The following is a 15,913-nucleotide window of genomic DNA, read 5'->3' on the forward strand; positions in this document are numbered from 1 at the left end:
CAAACGGGGCATGTCCCCTCTAATGCGTCCATCAGCGGTGTGGTTCCTGCTGGTGTTCCCCGCCTTCTGGCTCTTCGCCAGGCTCCAGGTTGAGTGGTCTTGGTTTTCTCAGTTCGGGCATCAGGGGATCTACGGGCAACGACTCGCTTTTCAGTTCTTTGGGGCTGGTGTAGCGCTCCTGCTTGTGCTCATCACCGCTTGGTGGCGACACCGCTGGATGCGGGCCTATGTCCCGACTCCACGGGGTGAGATTCCCGCACTACGAGGCGGCGTCTATTCCCTCTCTTTACTTGCTTGCCTCACGATTCTTCTCAGCGTTCTCGGTGTCACGACACGGCTGGCATGGCTCGCATGGAAGCAACCGTTTCTTCTGGCCCACTGGTGGAGTGTTCCGTTTCAACCGGAATGGACCGTTCTGATTTTCAGCATTGTTCTGATCCTGCTGATCACATCGGGGCTCGGACGCAGGCGTCGCATCAACCTGGCTTTTGTGTATGGGAGCCTTTGCCTCTGTGTTGTGGCAGGTCGCAGTTGGGGACTCTGGGCACTGGCCATCACGATCCCTGATTCAGGAACCACGGATCCACTTCTGGGTGCGGATCTCAGTTTCGGATTAGGTCGTTTCTCAGCCTTTGCACTGGCCCTTGAGCTGCTGCTGCTGCAGATCCTGCTGACGTTGAGCACCTCGGCGTGGAGTCGATTGACCCGTTCTCCCTGTCTCAGTGACTGGGGATTTCCTGGCTGGAATTCTCAAGAACGTGCATTGCTTCGACCCGTACTGGCCCTGTTGCTTCTCGTGCTGGCTGCTCTCACATGGCTCGTCCGTCACCAATTGCTCTGGACCCAGAGCGGATTGGTTGCCGGAGCAGGATGGCTCGATATCCATCTCAGACTGCCGCTGCGTCAGTTAGTTGCTCTGTCGCTGGTGCTGATGGCCGGTACCTGTCTGCCATGGCCGGGAGAGGCCCAGCAACAACGACGACGGCTGAGAACAGCACTGTTCACCCTGGCGTTGGTCGCCGTTCTTGCAGAACTCCTGTTGTCGCCGATTGTCCAGTGGATGGTGGTCAGGCCTCGAGAACTGCAACTCGAAACTCCTTATCTCAGTCGCTCAATTTCAGCGACACGACAGGCCTACCAGCTGGATTCCATCAGGGCCCGTGGCACCACGCCAACGCAGGAGATCAGCGAAGAGGACCTGATCAAAGGAGCAAGCACGCTTCAAAACATCAGACTCTGGGACAGCCAACCGATGCTGGATACCAATCGACAGTTACAGCAACTGAGGGTTTACTACCAATTTGCGAATGCTTCCGTTGATCGTTATCCACTCAATCCAGAAAGCAATGAGAATCAGCAAGTCATTATTTCAGCCCGGGAGTTGGACCAGGCTGCACTTCCTGCACGTTCTCGAACCTGGCAGAACCGTCATTTTGTTTTCACCCACGGTTTCGGCTTCACGCTGAATCCTGTAAATACAAAAGAGCCGGATGGTCTTCCGGCTTACTTCATTAGTGATCTGGGCCAATCCACACGGATTGAAGGGAACAAGTCGTTGGGTATTACCAAGGCCGATGTCGAACGTGAAGTACCGATCGGTCGAGCTGCACTTTACTTTGGAGCCCTGCCTTCACCCTATGCCGTAGCACCCACTCGCATCGAAGAGTTTGATTATCCCGAGGGCGACGACAACACATATAACCACTATTCAGGTTCTGCGGGTGTCTCGCTTGAGCATCTATGGCAGAGAATTACCGCGGCGACATATCTTGCTGATCCTCGGTTCCTAAACACAGGAGCTCTCACTGAAAAGTCCCGTTTGCTTCTGCGGCGTGATGTCAAAGAAAGAGTTCGAACACTGGCACCCTTTCTGGATCTGATGGGAGACCCATATCTGGTTTCTGTGCCGATGGATGATGCTCCAAGTGGGTATCAGGAGGGCCAACACCAGTACTGGATTGTGGAAGGGTTCACATCATCAAGAACCGTCCCTTACGCAGCAACGCTTCCAGATGGTCGACCTCTTCGTTATGTGCGCAATTCTGTGAAGGCAGTTGTCGACGCCTACAACGGGAAGGTTCATCTTTATATCAATGAACCGCGTGATCCGATCATTCAAGGCTGGGCCAATGTTTTCCCATCATTGTTCGAACCTCTGGAGTTGATGCCCCCCAGTCTTAGAAGGCACTTGTTGGTACCTCAGGCACAGTTTGAATTACAGGTCCAGCAATTGCTGCGTTATCACGTCACCAATCCTCGTATTTTCTACAGCGGTGATGATGTCTGGCAAGTGCCAATGGAGTTATACGGGAAAAATCAAATCCCAGTAGCGCCTTATCACATTACAGCCCAGGTTAAGCCGAGTCAAAGCTCAGAGTTTCTTCTGTTGCAACCTCTCACTCCCCTGGCACGGCCGAATCTATCTGCCTGGTTGGCAGCAAGGAATGATGGTGAACACTATGGAGAACTCATTCTGCTGCGATTCCCGAGTGATGTTCCGATTTTTGGCCCAGAGCAAGTTCAAGCGCTGATTAATCAAAATCCTGAAATCAGTCAGCAGTTTGCTCTCTGGGATCGAGCGGGCTCACAGGTTGTGCAAGGCAATCTGCTTGTTGTTCCTGTTGGCGATTCACTGCTGTATGTCGAACCGATTTATCTGCGGGCACAGCAGGGAGGGCTACCGACATTGACCAGAATCGTGGTGAGTGATGGGCGCCGTGTGGCAATGGCAGCTGATCTGGACACTGGATTGAGGTCACTTCTCGACAGCCGTAAAGATGAAAGCAGCACAACGCCATTAAAAAAGGCCCGCTCGCCGCGGACCTTGGAGACATCAGCAAGCGATGTATCGATCAATTAATCGCAGCAAAAAACTCCTTGCTTCCAACCGGGTCAGGCTTCATGGTCTTTTCACCTGGTGTCCAGTTAGCAGGGCAAACTTCATCAGGATTGGACTGAACGTACTGGAAAGCCTGAAGAACGCGCAGAGTCTCGTCAACGTTTCTTCCAACAGGGAGATTGTTGATGGTTGAGTGCATAATCACACCCTCGGGATCGATGATGAACAACCCGCGCAATGCAACACCTTCTGCTTCATCGAGCACGTTGTAGGCCGTGGAAATCTCTTTCTTGAGATCGGACACGAGGGGGTAGTTGATATCGCCAAGGCCACCCTGATTACGTGGGCTCTGGATCCAGGCCAGGTGGCTGAACTGACTATCAACTGAAACACCTAGGACTTCGGTGTTTTTGCTGGAGAAATCTGAGTAGCGATCACTGAATGCCGTGATCTCAGTTGGACAGACGAAGGTGAAGTCCAGAGGGTAAAAGAACAGCACCACGTACTTGCCGCGGTACTGCGAGAGAGTGATTTCCTTGAATTCCTGGTCAACCACTCCTGTGGCAGTGAAATCGGGGGCCTGTTGGCCCACGCGCAGCGAAGACATGTTGGTGATGCGAGGTTTGGCAAGGAAGTGAACAGGCCTAGGTCGTAGTCGTTCCGACTTCCATTTGCTCGCGACAAGTTATCACGGCTGACCTAGAGACTGCGGCACGTCGGAGAGCCTGTCTCAGCACGGCCCACTCTTATTATCAACGCATGATTCATTCATCCATGAGCTGGGATCCAGCTCTTCTCAGAAAATTCAGCAGCACCGGGCATTTTCGACTGCTGAATCAGGTGCGTAGCGAGCTGAGCAGCCAACCACTCGAACGTGACCCAAAAACGAGGGCACTCTTGCTCAAAGCTCGGCCTCACCGTGGCCAACCAGTCAGGCAGCAACGTAGGCCCAATGCGATTCCCGATGGTCATGTCTCCTTGGCGGAAGATGCGGGAACAGCGCAGTCGTCCCCTAAATCCTTCCGAGAACGTCTCAATGCCATTGAGATGCGTTAGCTCAATCAGGACATCCCAAGATGTATGATGAGTACTGGCCTGAGGGCCATTCGTCAGAGTAGCTCAGCTGGTTAGAGCACAGGATTCATAACCCTGAGGTCGAGAGTTCAAGTCTCTCCTCTGACATTTAATTATTCAGATCAAACTCAAAAAATATCTTTCAGATCAGTGAAATAATAAAATTGAGGTACAACTAATGAAGTTTCCAATACAGTTATAACGCTCAATCGTTGTCAACTACGACGAGCTGGGAGCATCGCCATCGGATCGAGGGCAGCACCACCCGGATGACGAATCTCGAAGTGCAGGTGAGGACCTGTACTTCGGCCGGTACTGCCCATCAAAGAAATACGGGTGCCCTGGGGCACCATCTGGCCTTTTTTCACCAGCAGACGACTGTTATGGGCATAACGCGTGGATGAGCCGTCACCATGGGACATTTCAACCAGATAGCCATAACCACTGCTCCAGCCGGCGAAGGCAATCACACCATCCTTGGCTGCAAAAATCGGTGTGCCGACATTGTTGGCGATATCAATGCCTTTGTGCATCCGACCCCAACGCCATCCATAACCGGAGGTGAAAACACCTTTGGTCGGCCAGATGAAAGACTGGGAGGGGTCAAAGGCCTCAGAACCACTGAAGCCAGGAAGATTGGGCCAGCTCGCTCCACCGGATCTGAGTGGTCGGATTCCCATCAGAGGGCGTGCTTCGGCAACACGAACTTTGCTGCCAATCACCAACATTTTCGACAGCTGGACTCCAGGGTTGAGATCCTTGAGTTGTTGGAGCGAGATGCCATGGTCCCTGATGAACCCAGACAGGGTTTGATCTGATTGAATCTCCACCACATCCTTAGGAACTGGAGGAGAACTGAGAGGTGCGGTTTTGCGCAGTGACCCAGCAACAAATCGGGATGAGCTGGCAACTTCACTACGACTCTGTTCAGGCAAAACAAGCCATTGGCCAGCTGTTAGCAACGTGGAAGCTGACTGTTCGTTCAGTTTTGAAAGTTCACTCAGAGAAAGGTCAAGCTCTCTGGCAATCACACTCAGATCGCTGTCTGCTGCTAGCTCAACCCAGATCAGTGACGTTGGGGGAGAAGGAGTAGATGCTGTATTGGGAAGTGCAGTGAAAAGCTGCTGGGCGCTGTAGTGATCGGATTCGGCGTACCCCGAAAGCTGAGAAACCGCGAACAGCGCACTGCAGGAAGTAATTGCGGTAACAGCTATGAAAAGGGGCTTCATTCAGGCAAGCTTGAGGATCATTCCCGACGGAGCCGCCACAACCCGGGATTCGGCTGAAAGTAGCGAGCGAAATACAACAGTGCAAGGGCTTTCGTGGCAGATCTCCAATTACCACAACTGAAGCTTTGTTCCTGCGTGATAACTGACGATTCCGCAGGCGACTGAGAGATTCAGGCTGCGAACACCACCACTGCCGTCGTCAGCAGCGCTGCAGGGCATCGGGATCGTGAGAATTTGATCGCATTGAGTCCTGATTGGATCTGGAAGGCCGATGTCTTCACGTCCGAACAACAGAACATCGCCTGTTTGAAAACTGATGGTCTGAAGGGTTTGCCCTCCGCGACGGCTGCAGCCGATCAACCGTGACGGCGTTGGAAGTCTGTTGAGAAAATGCTCAAAATCCTGATGCACAGACAGATCAACAAAAGGCCAGTAATCCAAGCCAGCGCGCTTGAGGTGACGATCGTCAATTGAAAATCCAAGGGGCTCGATCAGTGCGAGCGGCAGACCAAATGCTGCGCAAGTTCGCGCGATGCTGCCGGTGTTCGGGGGAATCCTCGGTTCGAACAGCGCAACTCTCAAGGGCGTGGAATCCAACATCATCGATCAGGTACCGCGCATCCGAGTGCATGCAGGTCAAGGGCTCGTCCCTGGACCACAAGCCAACTCGCTGAGGCCATGGTTTCAAGCTGTTGGGCCAGCCGGCCTTGGCGATCACGAAATCGACCTCCAATGGCAGTTGCCGGCACAACTCCCCAGCCCGTCTCCTCGATCACTATCACGACAGGTCTATGTCGCGCCTGAATGCTTTGGAACAGCTCAGCTTTCAGTTCCATCCAGTGAGGGGGAGATGCGTCCAAGTGCCAAGCCGTAAAGGCTCCCAGAGCATCCACGAGAACGGTGTGGTTGGTGGGAATGGTGTTCAGAGCCATCGATAGATCGGCTCCACTTTCGACCAGATCCCAATCCGAGGGGCGCCGATCTCGATGCAAGCGAAGTCTCTCCTGCCATTCCCTGTCGTCAGGGCGTGAATCGGATGTGGCGACGTAACTGACAGGACTGTGTTGAGCGACGAGATGTTCAGCCCAGCGGCTCTTTCCACCACGGCTTGGGCCGGTCACAATGACCAGACCATGCAAGGGATTAGCCACCGCCGTTCATGCCGCGCAGTGTGGCCACAGAGGATGGACTGACACGGTTGAGATATCTGAAAATCCAATACTTGAAGATGGTCGCAAGAATCACAGGGAACGTGGCGATGAAGAGAAGGATGAAGTTCTCTCGTGCTGGAAACCCAAAGTGATTGGCGATTCCATCCAACAGAACAGTCCAGCCCTCAGGACTATGGAAACCAACAAAAATATCGGTGAAGAGAATGATTGCGAAAGCCTTGGCTGAATCGCTGAGTCCGTAGACAGCTTCATCAAAGAATCCACGAAGCACCCTCAGTTCTTCGCGACTGAACAGACAAACCACAACAAACGCGATCGTTGCTGCGAGATCTGCCAAAACATTTTTAACAGCATGAGTACTTTCTGAATCAGCTTCTTCCTTCAATTCTTCGGCTTTTGAAGATAGTTTCTGTTGAAGCTCCTCCTGGGTGGGAATGGAATCTCCACGAAGAAGAGCGTCAAATTCAATCTCAGCCTTATAGACCCTGAGTTTCTCCACAGCCTGCTCCTCAAGCTGAGGCTTGGGATAACTGAGGAACGGGAGGTCTGGAGCAAAGTGATCAACAGCTGGACTAATGATGTATGTGCGGCTGACTTGTTGAACCAACAACGGAACAAGAATCAGCAGAAGCAGAACTTTCAGTGAAATCAGTGTTGAATCTCTACGGCGTCGGAAACCTGCCACCAACGTCGCTTCTGCAGCTGGATTGAGCTGACGCCGCAATGTGTCGAAGATGCCCAGCAAGGAGCGGGGCAGAGGGTCAGGGGCACGGCTGATCGTTGGCGCAGAGGCTGCACGCCTGGGGCTATATCGATTAACAACACTTTCAATCAGTTGAAGCTGTCTGAGCTCCTGGGTGTCAAATTGCGCTCGCTGGTACTCCAGTTTGTCGAGGGATGAGCGGCAGACGTTGATAGCAGCCCTGAACTTGCGAAGGATCGTGGCCTGAACAGTTGATGGAACAGCTAGTTCCAAGTCCGGACGAATAGGCCTGTCACCGTAATATTCAAGCTCAAGACTCTGAATCAGAAGCGCGGCTTCGTAACCGCGATCCAGTTCTGAATTCACATTGAATGACTTGGCTCCACCGAAGGTTCCAAGCCAGTTACGTCCTGCCATCGTGTCGTTAGCTGGAGAAAATCCACCAGGTCGCCATTGGTACTATGGTGCCGACGACGAGAAGAACGACAACCCATGTGAAGGCGTTGCTTTCTCCAGTCTCTTCAGCAGTTGGGATATTGGTTGGGTTGGAGACACGGTCGAGCTGAACGGGCGGTCCAGGATCTTCTCCTCCATTGAGGACGACTTCAATTCGGCTGACTCCGTCGAGGGTCGCTTGCCGAAAGCGATCGCCATCTCGCAACGGCTGGCTCATGGTCGTCCGTCCGGTACTGCGCAACAGGGACTCGGGTAACTGATCAAGCAGCTGGTCAGCCGCAACAACCGTCGCCTGCTTGCTCTGAGTTTCCTCAAGGAAGATCAGCAGGGGGCGATCAGTCAAGTTGGATTCCTGGCCCCATCGAGCCAGAAGTTCGTCCCCAAAACCGGACAGGCTGAGTCCGTAGTCGAGTCGTCGCAACGTCACCAAACGGGCATCGACATGGAACTGGTCGAGCTCCTGCAAACGCGTGCTGATCTCGTTCCTGCTGGCTCTGCTCAGTACATCAGCTGAATCGAGGACGACGTCATCAGGCAGAGACAGCGGGAAATCCTGTGCAGACACCGCTACTGCTGCTGGAACAGCCAGCAGCAGACAGAACACAGCAGACAGAATCCCTCCGAGGAGGTGGTTCAGACGCTTCATGGTCAGGAGCAATGTGCTGACAGTCTGCCTTCAGGTGGAAAGGCTGTCGCGATGCAGGGCCATGATGGCCTCCATCACCGCCACTGCTCGGCCGTCAGGAAGAGACAGTCGATCGCAGAGCTGGTTCAGGAACACCTGTTCTGCTGGCGAGACATCCCTGTCGGCATGAGTGAGTTGAACCGCCACCGCCAGTGCCGTCTCCTGCTGCACGGGAGTGAGAGCCGGCAATGCCTCAGTGACCAGCTGGTTGACCCCCTGTTCGCGCAGCGTGACCAGCAATCGGTCGAACAAGGCTCCCATCTCCTGTTCCGTGCGGTCCTTGTAGGGAGTGCGGAACTCCAGTGATCGTCGCAGGGCATGGGCTTCTTCACGACCGAGGGTGCCGTCGCAGGCCACCGCAGCCAGTGCAATCGAGGCAAAAGCTTCTGCGTCCGTCATCACCACTGGTCAGTGCTGCCCCATTTGAGCAAGAGTGAGCTCTTCTGACCGCAGGACTCTCGAGACCATGCCAGGCTCCGCGCGACTCTGTCTGATCTCCGGACTGCTGGTGCTGGGGCTGGCTGTGTTCAATGCTCTGACAGCCGGAACGTTCACACCGGCACTTCAGCGTGCAGAAGTGTTGTCGGGTATGGCGGCGGTTGGCCTGATGCTCGTGGCAGTGCTCTGGACCCGAGCGGTTCCTCGCAACCCCAAGGCCGTCAAGCTTGAAGGCAAACAGGGTCTTGAAATCGCCGCTGGACTTTCCGAAAGCCTGCGCACGGAACTGGCCTGGGGAAGCCATCAGTTTCTGACGGCAACCTCGGCGGCGACGATCCTGGTGAACTGGGACGAGACGGTGCTCCTGAGACGAGGTTTGATCACCAAGGATCCTTTCTCTCCTGGTGAGATCTGTCGACGCAGTACGGATCGGCAGGCCTTGGTGTCACTGGTCCGAACCGCTCTCTACCCAGGTCGTCAGGAATTTGATGCTGTTCTGCCAGGTCTGCCGGCTGTGATGGTTCAACCCCTCGGAGAGCGTGGTTGGATTGTGCTGGGTGGCTGGTCAGAGCGCTGCTTCACCCGTTCTGATGAACGATGGCTGGCGGGCTGGGCAGAAAGGCTCAGAACTCAACTGGAGCTGATTTCCGTGGTCCAGGACTCTGATCCACAGATTGATCCGAAGGGAATCTGACCCGAGATTGCACCTTTCCGCCCGGAGCGGTGAAGGTGATCCTGCCTTTCTCACCAACCTGACCCATCAATCTGCTGGCACGGGTCAACTGGTCATTGGCGTCACGTTTTAACAGGACGTTCCCCTCCGCCAGAACCTCCTCAGTGCCCCAGTTCCAGCGACAAGTGGTGGCATCGAGCGCCTCTCCGGGCTGTTCAATCCTGCAGTCACCCTTGATCACCACCGTGCTGTCCTGCAGTTCAGCCTGAAAAGCATTGCCAAAGATTCTGGTGCGGTCGAGTACCGCCTCGAAGGGTTGCTCGCTCCGCACGATCTGCGTTCGAAAATTCCACGTGGTGTCCTGCGCCTTGAGAACTCCTTGTTGACGTGGCATCCGGACAGTGACCGGAGCCATCACCATCAGGTCGCCTACACGTGTATTTCCTTGAAGAGTCTTGCCCTCAAGCTGCTCAAGCACCGTTCCTTCCGTGTCGCGTCGCTGTGCCAGAACGGGTCCCTCGGCTTTCAGCAAACCGGAATCGAGATTCCACTCGGCCAGACCGGTTCGGAGTGTGGTGTCCGGCTTGGATGGATCGGAGTCCTTTGACCAGCGCTCAAGTCTGACAACACCCCTGAGGGTCAGGTCGTTCGTGGTCTGCAGAAGCTGTGCTTCGCTGGCGCTGATCCTGGATTCCTTGTCCGTAGCCCTCGGTCGCTGCTCAATCAACAAAATCCCCTGCTGCGGACGCCAGCGCAGACGATCTCCCTCGATCAGAAGTCTCGAACCATTGAGTTGCTGCAGCCTCACATCACCTTCAAGCAGGATCTGCTCACCATCGTTGACAACGAGAGCCAGATCTGAGTTCACCCTGAATGATGGCTTGCCGTTCCTGTAGAGAACACCGACAGGCTGGCGGGCACGAACAAGACGTCGAGTGAGTTCATAACGGGCTTCAGGACTGTTCAAACTCCAGTCCATCAGTCCTTGTCTGGTCTTCTGTTCGAGTTTCAGCGAGCGAAAGACAAACGGTGGTGCCTGAGCTGTTGACGTCGGTTTGTCACTGCCACAGCCTGTCAACAGCAACAGGATGATGAGCAGACCACCGCGCCGACGACCTGTTGCATTGATCAAGGTCATCAGAGTGGTGATTCGAGCTCGAGTCTCTGCATGACAGGTTCCGGCTTGGGAAGAGGTGATCCGGGAACAAGCCTCCCCCAGTCCAGATGATCGTTCCAGGATCCTGAAATCGGGGAAAGACCCAGCTGAGCAAGGATGCGTTGACTGAGATCAGGCACGATCGGTTGCAGAAGAATTCCCACAATCCGGGAACATTCCAAAACGGCATAGAGATCTTCACCAACCTGTACTTCCTGGCCTGGTTGCTTCATCAGACTCCAGGGAGCCTGTTCGTTCAGGAAACCGTTGGTGTCGATTGCAAGCTGAAGCACTGCTTCAGCAGCCTTTTGAAAATTGAGCGCCGGCATTGACGTCCGAACCTGCTGAATCGTCAGCTCTGCCTTGCCGCGAAGTGCATGGTCGTCGCGAACCGTCTCAGCCACAGGAGGCAAGCCACTGCCAAACCATTTCCTGGACATCGACGAGGTGCGGTTGAGCAGATTCCCGATCGTGTTGGCGAGATCGTTATTGACCAGATCCACAAACCGCTGCTGTTGGAAATCACCGTCATCACCGAACTGAATGTCGCGCAGCAGATACCAACGCACAGCATCCGTACCGCAGCGCTCAAGCAACAGTTCAGGGTCCAACACGTTGCCCAGAGATTTGCCCATTTTCTGGCCTTCGCGGGTCAGAAAGCCATGGCCGAAGACGCTCTTGGGCAAGGGCAAACCTGCCGACATCAACATCGCTGGCCAGTAAACGGCATGAAAACGCAGGATGTCTTTGCCGATGACATGCACGCTGACGGGCCAGCCAGCACTGCTCAGGCGATTCAGATCCACTGAACCTCCATCATCCAGCAGAGCTGTCAGATAACCCAGCAGTGCATCAAACCAAACGTAGAAGGTGTGGCCGGAATGGCCTGGTACCGGAAGCCCATGAGACACATTGACCCTGGAGATTGAGAAATCGCGCAGGCCTCCGGCCACAAAATTTTCAACTTCCCTGCGACGACTTGCCGGCGCAATGAATCCAGGCTGTGAGATCAGGGATTCAATCGGCTTCTGAAACTGGGAGAGACAGAAGAACAGGTTCTCTTCATCGCGCCATTCAAGGGGCTTCTGGTGGGTTGGACAGCTCGGTGATTGGGCATTGGCAGGATCATCCTTGAATTCCTCGCAATCGACGCAGTACCAACCCTCCTGATGGCCTGTACGGATGTGACCTGCAGCTTCACAGCGATGGAAAAACTCCTGAACCAAGGGAAGGTGTCGCTCGCTTGTGGTTCGTACAAAACGATCGTTACTGATCTCCCACTGGGACCAGAGATCCATGTATTCGCGGCTGATCTGATCACAGTGAGCCTGTGGGCTGATCTTGCGAGCCTCGGCCGTGCGCTGAATCTTCTGACCATGCTCATCCACCCCAGTGACGAACAGAACCTGCTGTCCTTCAAGGCGCTGAAAACGAGCCAAGGCGTCACAGGCAATGGTCGTGTAGGTGCTGCCTAGATGCGGCTTGGCATTGACGTAATAGAGCGGTGTTGTGAGGCTGTAGGTCATCGCTTCGGCGCTCTCCTTAGGCCCCTTGCTCTGGGGCTGGATCTTAACGACCCTCTTTCCGGGGACCTGATCTTGCGACCCCGCTGCCTGGAGCATGCGACTGGGTGAGATCTGATTCAGCTGCAGGCCTCTGAGCTGGGTGATTGGCAGACTGCCGGGCCGTCCTCATCAAGGAACGGAAAGGATCATGACCGTCAACATTGATTCGGTGGACGTGCTGGTCTGGGGGGGGGGCACTGGCGGAGCGGCAGCAGCGATTCAGGCCGCCCGTGGCGGTGCCACCACCCTGCTTCTCACGCCAGGCGCATGGTTGGGCGGGATGGTCAGTGCTGCCGGTGTTTGCTGTCCAGATGGCAATGAACTCAGCCCATGGCAAACCGGGCTGTGGGGAGCCTTTCTGCGTGAACTGGAACAAGCCGAGCCAGAAGGACTGGATCAGAACTGGGTGAGCTGTTTCGGTTACCGACCCGGCACAGCGGAGATCATTCTTCAGAACTGGTTGCGTCAGGAGTCCAGATTGCTTTGGTGGCCTGGGTGTCAGCTGCTGAACGTTGAGCGTGCTGGCTCTCTGATCACGGGCTTGCACGTTGAGACAAAGGGAGGCGTTCACAGGGTGAAGTGCCGCGTTGTGATCGACGGCAGCGATCGAGGTGATCTGTTGCCCTTGGCGGATGCTCCCTTTCGTTTCGGCTGGGAGCCCCAGGAGCAGTGGCATGAACCCAGTGCTCCATCGCAGCAACGTCTCAGCACAGAACCCTTTTTCAGACATCAACCCATTCAGTCCCCCACATGGGTGGTGATGGGCCAGCTTCAGAACGATCAGCTCGCGGATCATCTTCAGCGAAACGGTCAACCATCTGGCTCACCACTGCCTGCCCCCTTTGGAGGTGCCTGCGACACCTTCGGGCTGGAAAAAACGATCACCTATGGCCGCTTGCCGTCAGGACTGGTGATGCTCAATTGGCCATTGCACGGCAACGACTGGCATCGAGGATTGGAACGAGCATTCCTCGCTGATGCCCGCCAGGAAGCTGAGCTGTTCAGTGAGATGCAGCAACACAGTCTCTGCTTCGCCGACGAGCTGCGCCGAGCCACTGATGGCTGGCTGCAACTTGGCCGGGCCTTTCCCAGCAGTGCTGCAAGCCCTGCGCCCTGGATTGCTGCCATGCCGTACTGGCGAGAAGGCCGACGGATGATTGGCCGGACCACTGTGATTGAACAGGACCTCCTCCCCCTGCCAGAAGGGGTGTGCATGTCCGGTCCACCAGTCAATGACAGCGAAGTGCTCCAGTCGATTGCGGTGGGAAACTACGCCAATGACCATCACTACCCCGGCGATGACTGGCCATTGGCGCCCAAAAGTTGTCGTTGGGGCGGCCGCTGGACAGGAACACCCTTCTGCATCCCCTTCGGTGCCCTGCTGAGTGATGCAATCGACAATCTGCTGATGGCGGACAAGGCTTTCAGCACGAGTCACATGGCCAATGGCGCCACCCGGTTGCAACCGTTGATCATGAACATCGGCCAAGCTGCAGGTGCAGCGTCCGCTCTCGCCGTGGAATCAAACCTGCAACCTTCTGAACTATCGGTGCGCAGCCTGCAGAATCGACTGATCGGCGACGACAGGGCGCCAGCCGCTGTCGCACCGCTCTGGGATACAGCCTGGCATCACAGTCAGTGGTTGGAACGGCAGACAGCAGCCCTCGATCGCAAACCGCTGACAGCAGCCCTTCCCGAGACATTGGACTCAGGCAGATCAGTGCACGCCATGGTCAGCCCAGACGGTGAAGGTGCTTACAGAATCCAGCTTGAGAATGCCGAGTCCTGCCAGTTGATCACGCTGGAACCAGCCGTGTACGCCAGACTTCAGATGCTCGAGAAGCCGACAGGCGTCATGGTTCAAGGCACCCATAACCCCTGGGGAGGATGGTTTCGGGTCTCCTCGCTGTGTTGATCAACAAGCCAAGGCAATCAGTCTGAGTTGATCACACTGAGAATCAACCTGATCGACTTTCAGCGCCAGAGCGTCTCCCGGCGCTGATCCCGCAGGGCATTCAGCGGCAACATCCATGGCCAGATCATCAAGTCGAACCAACCCCAGCCTGTCCTGAGGTCTCAGCCAGCGCAGGAAATCCACGGGCCACTGCTGGCTCTGGTGACGCTCGAACCAGACCTGTTGCCAGTGACGCTGATCTTCCCTTGAGATGGTGAGCCCTTCGCGTACAGCTGAATCGAAACTGTCAATCAGCTCTTGCATGGACTCCTCGCCGAGCGGGGTTTCGGCGTTGATCACAGCAGCGATCTGGCGTTGCACAACAAGATCCCCATAGCGCCTGATCGGCGATGTGGCCTGGGCATAGGCGTTGAGGCCAAGGCTGAAATGAGGTAAGGGTTGTGTTCCCATCAGTCCGCGGCTCAGGCAACGTTTGATGGCAGCAAATCGAACGGCTCCATCCGGTAGCTGCTCAAGCTGAGTTGCCGAGGGAAGGTCGGCGGGAAGCTGACTGCGATAGGGCAGCGCCAAGTTGTGGGTCGATCCGAATCGGGCTGCAACGGCACCAGCGAGGATCATGGCCTCAGCCACCATCGTCCTTGAGGCGCCTGGCTCCGTGATCTGCACGGACAGCTCTCCATCGCGGCAACGGATACGACCCTCCGGGAGGTCCATCTGCAGTGCGCCCTGATCAGTCCGCCAACGTCGACGACGTTCCAGCAACTGATGCAGATCCGAAAGATCTGCCTCTTCCGGTGGAGCGAAATCGATCAGTTCATCGGCATCCTCATAGGTGAGGCGGTAACGGGGGGTGACCCAGCTGCGCAGCATCCCGAAATCACTGATGTCACCGTGTTGGTCGAGATCGACCCAGGTGCTCCAGGCAGCATTGCGGCGCCCGGTTCTGAGACTGAAAGGCCCTGTCGAAAGCTCGGATGGAAACATGGGGAGATTGCCCCGTGACAGATAAAGGCTGCTGCCGCGGCGTCGAGCTTCAAGATCCAGGGGTGATCCCTCAGAGATCAACCGACCCGGATCGGCGATATGGATCCAGAGACGTTGGGATCCGTCTTGTCGACGTTCCAGTGCAATCGCATCGTCGATGTCACAGGTCTCGGCATCATCGATGGTGACGCAGGCCTGAGCCGTGAGGTCATGTCTTTTTTCATCTCCTGGAAGCGCCGACTCACTGCTGTCGACCAGCTGCCTTGCATGCAGGAGCAGCGCTTCACTGAATCCATTGCTCCAGGGCGTGCCAGTGATCGAGGCAGGTCGATGCTCATCCCACTGGCCGAGCTGAATCAGCAGATGACGGAGATCTCTGGCGTTGGCATCGATACGCGCCGATTGCAGTGACTTCAACAGCTGAGCATCAAGTTGGACCACTTCAATGCTGTCGCCCACCAGCTCTTGCATGCACTTGATCCATGTCTGATGAAGGGGATCAAGCTTGTTGAAGACCACAGGTTGACGTGTCTTCAAGACCTGGATCCATCGCTTGCCTCGTCGTTCAGCATTGATCTGCATGCGCCGTTCAGCACGTCGGCTACGGATCTCGGAAGCAGGCCGGGCCTGAATCACGCCCTGTTTGCAGCGGAAAAAGTCCTGGTCACGATGCAAAGCAAGCCAACAGGCAGCTTTGCTGATCGCGGCATCAGTGCCGCAGGCCAGCTCCGCAAATCCCGCGAGATCAACAGTCTCACCTGATTCAAGAATCAGGACCCATGCTTCGCCCCAGTCGCGACAGCTGGGACTGGCTTGAGTGAGATCCTCCTCGTTGAATGTCCATGGAAAAACCCCCAGCCGGGCAGACGGATCAGCGTCGCCTGACTGGGGGTGAATCAAATCAATGGTCCGGGCTGGAACAACTTGTTCTTTGCCTCGAAAACCAACGCTTAAACGACGTTTGCTGCCTTGAACGGCAAGCACAACTGCAAGGTGAGGTGATTTCAGGTCGCTGATGCCGACC

General features: G+C 55.6%; 14 protein-coding genes and 1 tRNA gene. 5 read left to right on the forward strand and 10 right to left on the reverse strand.

Annotated elements, in window-relative coordinates; translation table 11 throughout:
- Positions 1-10: 10 nt before the first annotated feature.
- Positions 11-2,860, forward strand: coding sequence for a UPF0182 family protein (locus AC6EI9_RS03240; RefSeq protein ID WP_498469077.1), 2,850 nt, complete (start codon positions 11-13; stop codon positions 2,858-2,860).
- Here AC6EI9_RS03240 and AC6EI9_RS03245 read toward each other — a convergent pair.
- Entirely contained in the window at positions 2,853-3,446 is a 594-nt protein-coding gene (locus AC6EI9_RS03245) for a peroxiredoxin (protein WP_498469078.1), read from the reverse strand. The genes AC6EI9_RS03240 and AC6EI9_RS03245 overlap by 8 nt on opposite strands.
- Positions 3,447-3,598: 152 nt before the next feature.
- On the opposite strand from AC6EI9_RS03245, the gene AC6EI9_RS03250 reads away from it, so the two are divergent.
- Positions 3,599-3,895, forward strand: coding sequence for a hypothetical protein (locus tag AC6EI9_RS03250; protein WP_498469079.1), 297 nt, complete (start codon positions 3,599-3,601; stop codon positions 3,893-3,895).
- 52 nt (positions 3,896-3,947) lie between these two features.
- Positions 3,948-4,021: transfer RNA gene (locus AC6EI9_RS03255), tRNA-Met, on the forward strand.
- A gap of 107 nt (positions 4,022-4,128) precedes the next feature.
- Here the strand turns inward: AC6EI9_RS03255 and AC6EI9_RS03260 are convergent.
- From AC6EI9_RS03260 to AC6EI9_RS03285, 6 genes are all read right to left on the reverse strand, one after another.
- A complete protein-coding gene (locus tag AC6EI9_RS03260; RefSeq protein ID WP_498469080.1) occupies positions 4,129-5,142 on the reverse strand; it encodes a peptidoglycan DD-metalloendopeptidase family protein in 1,014 nt (337 codons plus the stop codon).
- 108 nt (positions 5,143-5,250) lie between these two features.
- A complete protein-coding gene (locus tag AC6EI9_RS03265; RefSeq protein WP_498470145.1) occupies positions 5,251-5,742 on the reverse strand; it encodes a tRNA (cytidine(34)-2'-O)-methyltransferase in 492 nt (163 codons plus the stop codon).
- Positions 5,742-6,293, reverse strand: a complete 552-nt coding sequence (locus tag AC6EI9_RS03270) for a bifunctional adenosylcobinamide kinase/adenosylcobinamide-phosphate guanylyltransferase (RefSeq protein WP_498469082.1) — start codon at positions 6,291-6,293, stop codon at positions 5,742-5,744. The genes AC6EI9_RS03265 and AC6EI9_RS03270 overlap by 1 nt, the downstream gene beginning before the upstream one ends.
- Positions 6,286-7,434, reverse strand: coding sequence for a proton extrusion protein PcxA (gene pxcA / locus AC6EI9_RS03275; RefSeq protein ID WP_498469083.1), 1,149 nt, complete (start codon positions 7,432-7,434; stop codon positions 6,286-6,288). Before pxcA ends, AC6EI9_RS03270 begins: the two co-directional genes overlap by 8 nt.
- Before the next feature lie 7 nt (positions 7,435-7,441).
- The gene (gene psb32, locus AC6EI9_RS03280) at positions 7,442-8,119 is read right to left on the reverse strand and encodes a photosystem II repair protein Psb32 (protein WP_498469084.1); all 678 of its coding nucleotides are present in this window, start codon (positions 8,117-8,119) and stop codon (positions 7,442-7,444) included.
- A gap of 30 nt (positions 8,120-8,149) precedes the next feature.
- On the reverse strand, positions 8,150-8,557 hold the full coding sequence (locus AC6EI9_RS03285) for a tellurite resistance TerB family protein (RefSeq protein ID WP_498469085.1): 408 nt from the start codon (positions 8,555-8,557) through the stop codon (positions 8,150-8,152).
- Positions 8,558-8,624: 67 nt separating this feature from the next.
- On the opposite strand from AC6EI9_RS03285, the gene AC6EI9_RS03290 reads away from it, so the two are divergent.
- On the forward strand, positions 8,625-9,290 hold the full coding sequence (locus tag AC6EI9_RS03290; RefSeq protein ID WP_498469086.1) for a cofactor assembly of complex C subunit B: 666 nt from the start codon (positions 8,625-8,627) through the stop codon (positions 9,288-9,290).
- Here AC6EI9_RS03290 and lptC read toward each other — a convergent pair.
- The gene (gene lptC / locus AC6EI9_RS03295; protein WP_498469087.1) at positions 9,220-10,407 is read right to left on the reverse strand and encodes an LPS export ABC transporter periplasmic protein LptC; all 1,188 of its coding nucleotides are present in this window, start codon (positions 10,405-10,407) and stop codon (positions 9,220-9,222) included. The two genes, AC6EI9_RS03290 and lptC, sit on opposite strands and share 71 nt — an antisense overlap.
- Positions 10,407-11,951: a methionine--tRNA ligase gene (gene metG, locus AC6EI9_RS03300; protein WP_498470146.1), complete on the reverse strand. Its 1,545-nt coding sequence runs from the start codon at positions 11,949-11,951 to the stop codon at positions 10,407-10,409. The genes lptC and metG overlap by 1 nt, the downstream gene beginning before the upstream one ends.
- A gap of 187 nt (positions 11,952-12,138) precedes the next feature.
- Here metG and AC6EI9_RS03305 point away from each other — a divergent pair, with 187 nt between their 5' ends.
- Entirely contained in the window at positions 12,139-13,905 is a 1,767-nt protein-coding gene (locus tag AC6EI9_RS03305) for an FAD-dependent oxidoreductase (RefSeq protein WP_498469088.1), read from the forward strand.
- Here AC6EI9_RS03305 and AC6EI9_RS03310 read toward each other — a convergent pair whose 3' ends face one another.
- On the reverse strand, positions 13,906-15,873 hold the full coding sequence (locus AC6EI9_RS03310; RefSeq protein WP_498469090.1) for a ribonuclease catalytic domain-containing protein: 1,968 nt from the start codon (positions 15,871-15,873) through the stop codon (positions 13,906-13,908).
- Positions 15,874-15,913: the final 40 nt, after the last annotated feature.

This window comes from Synechococcus sp. MIT2312, assembly GCF_059772315.1.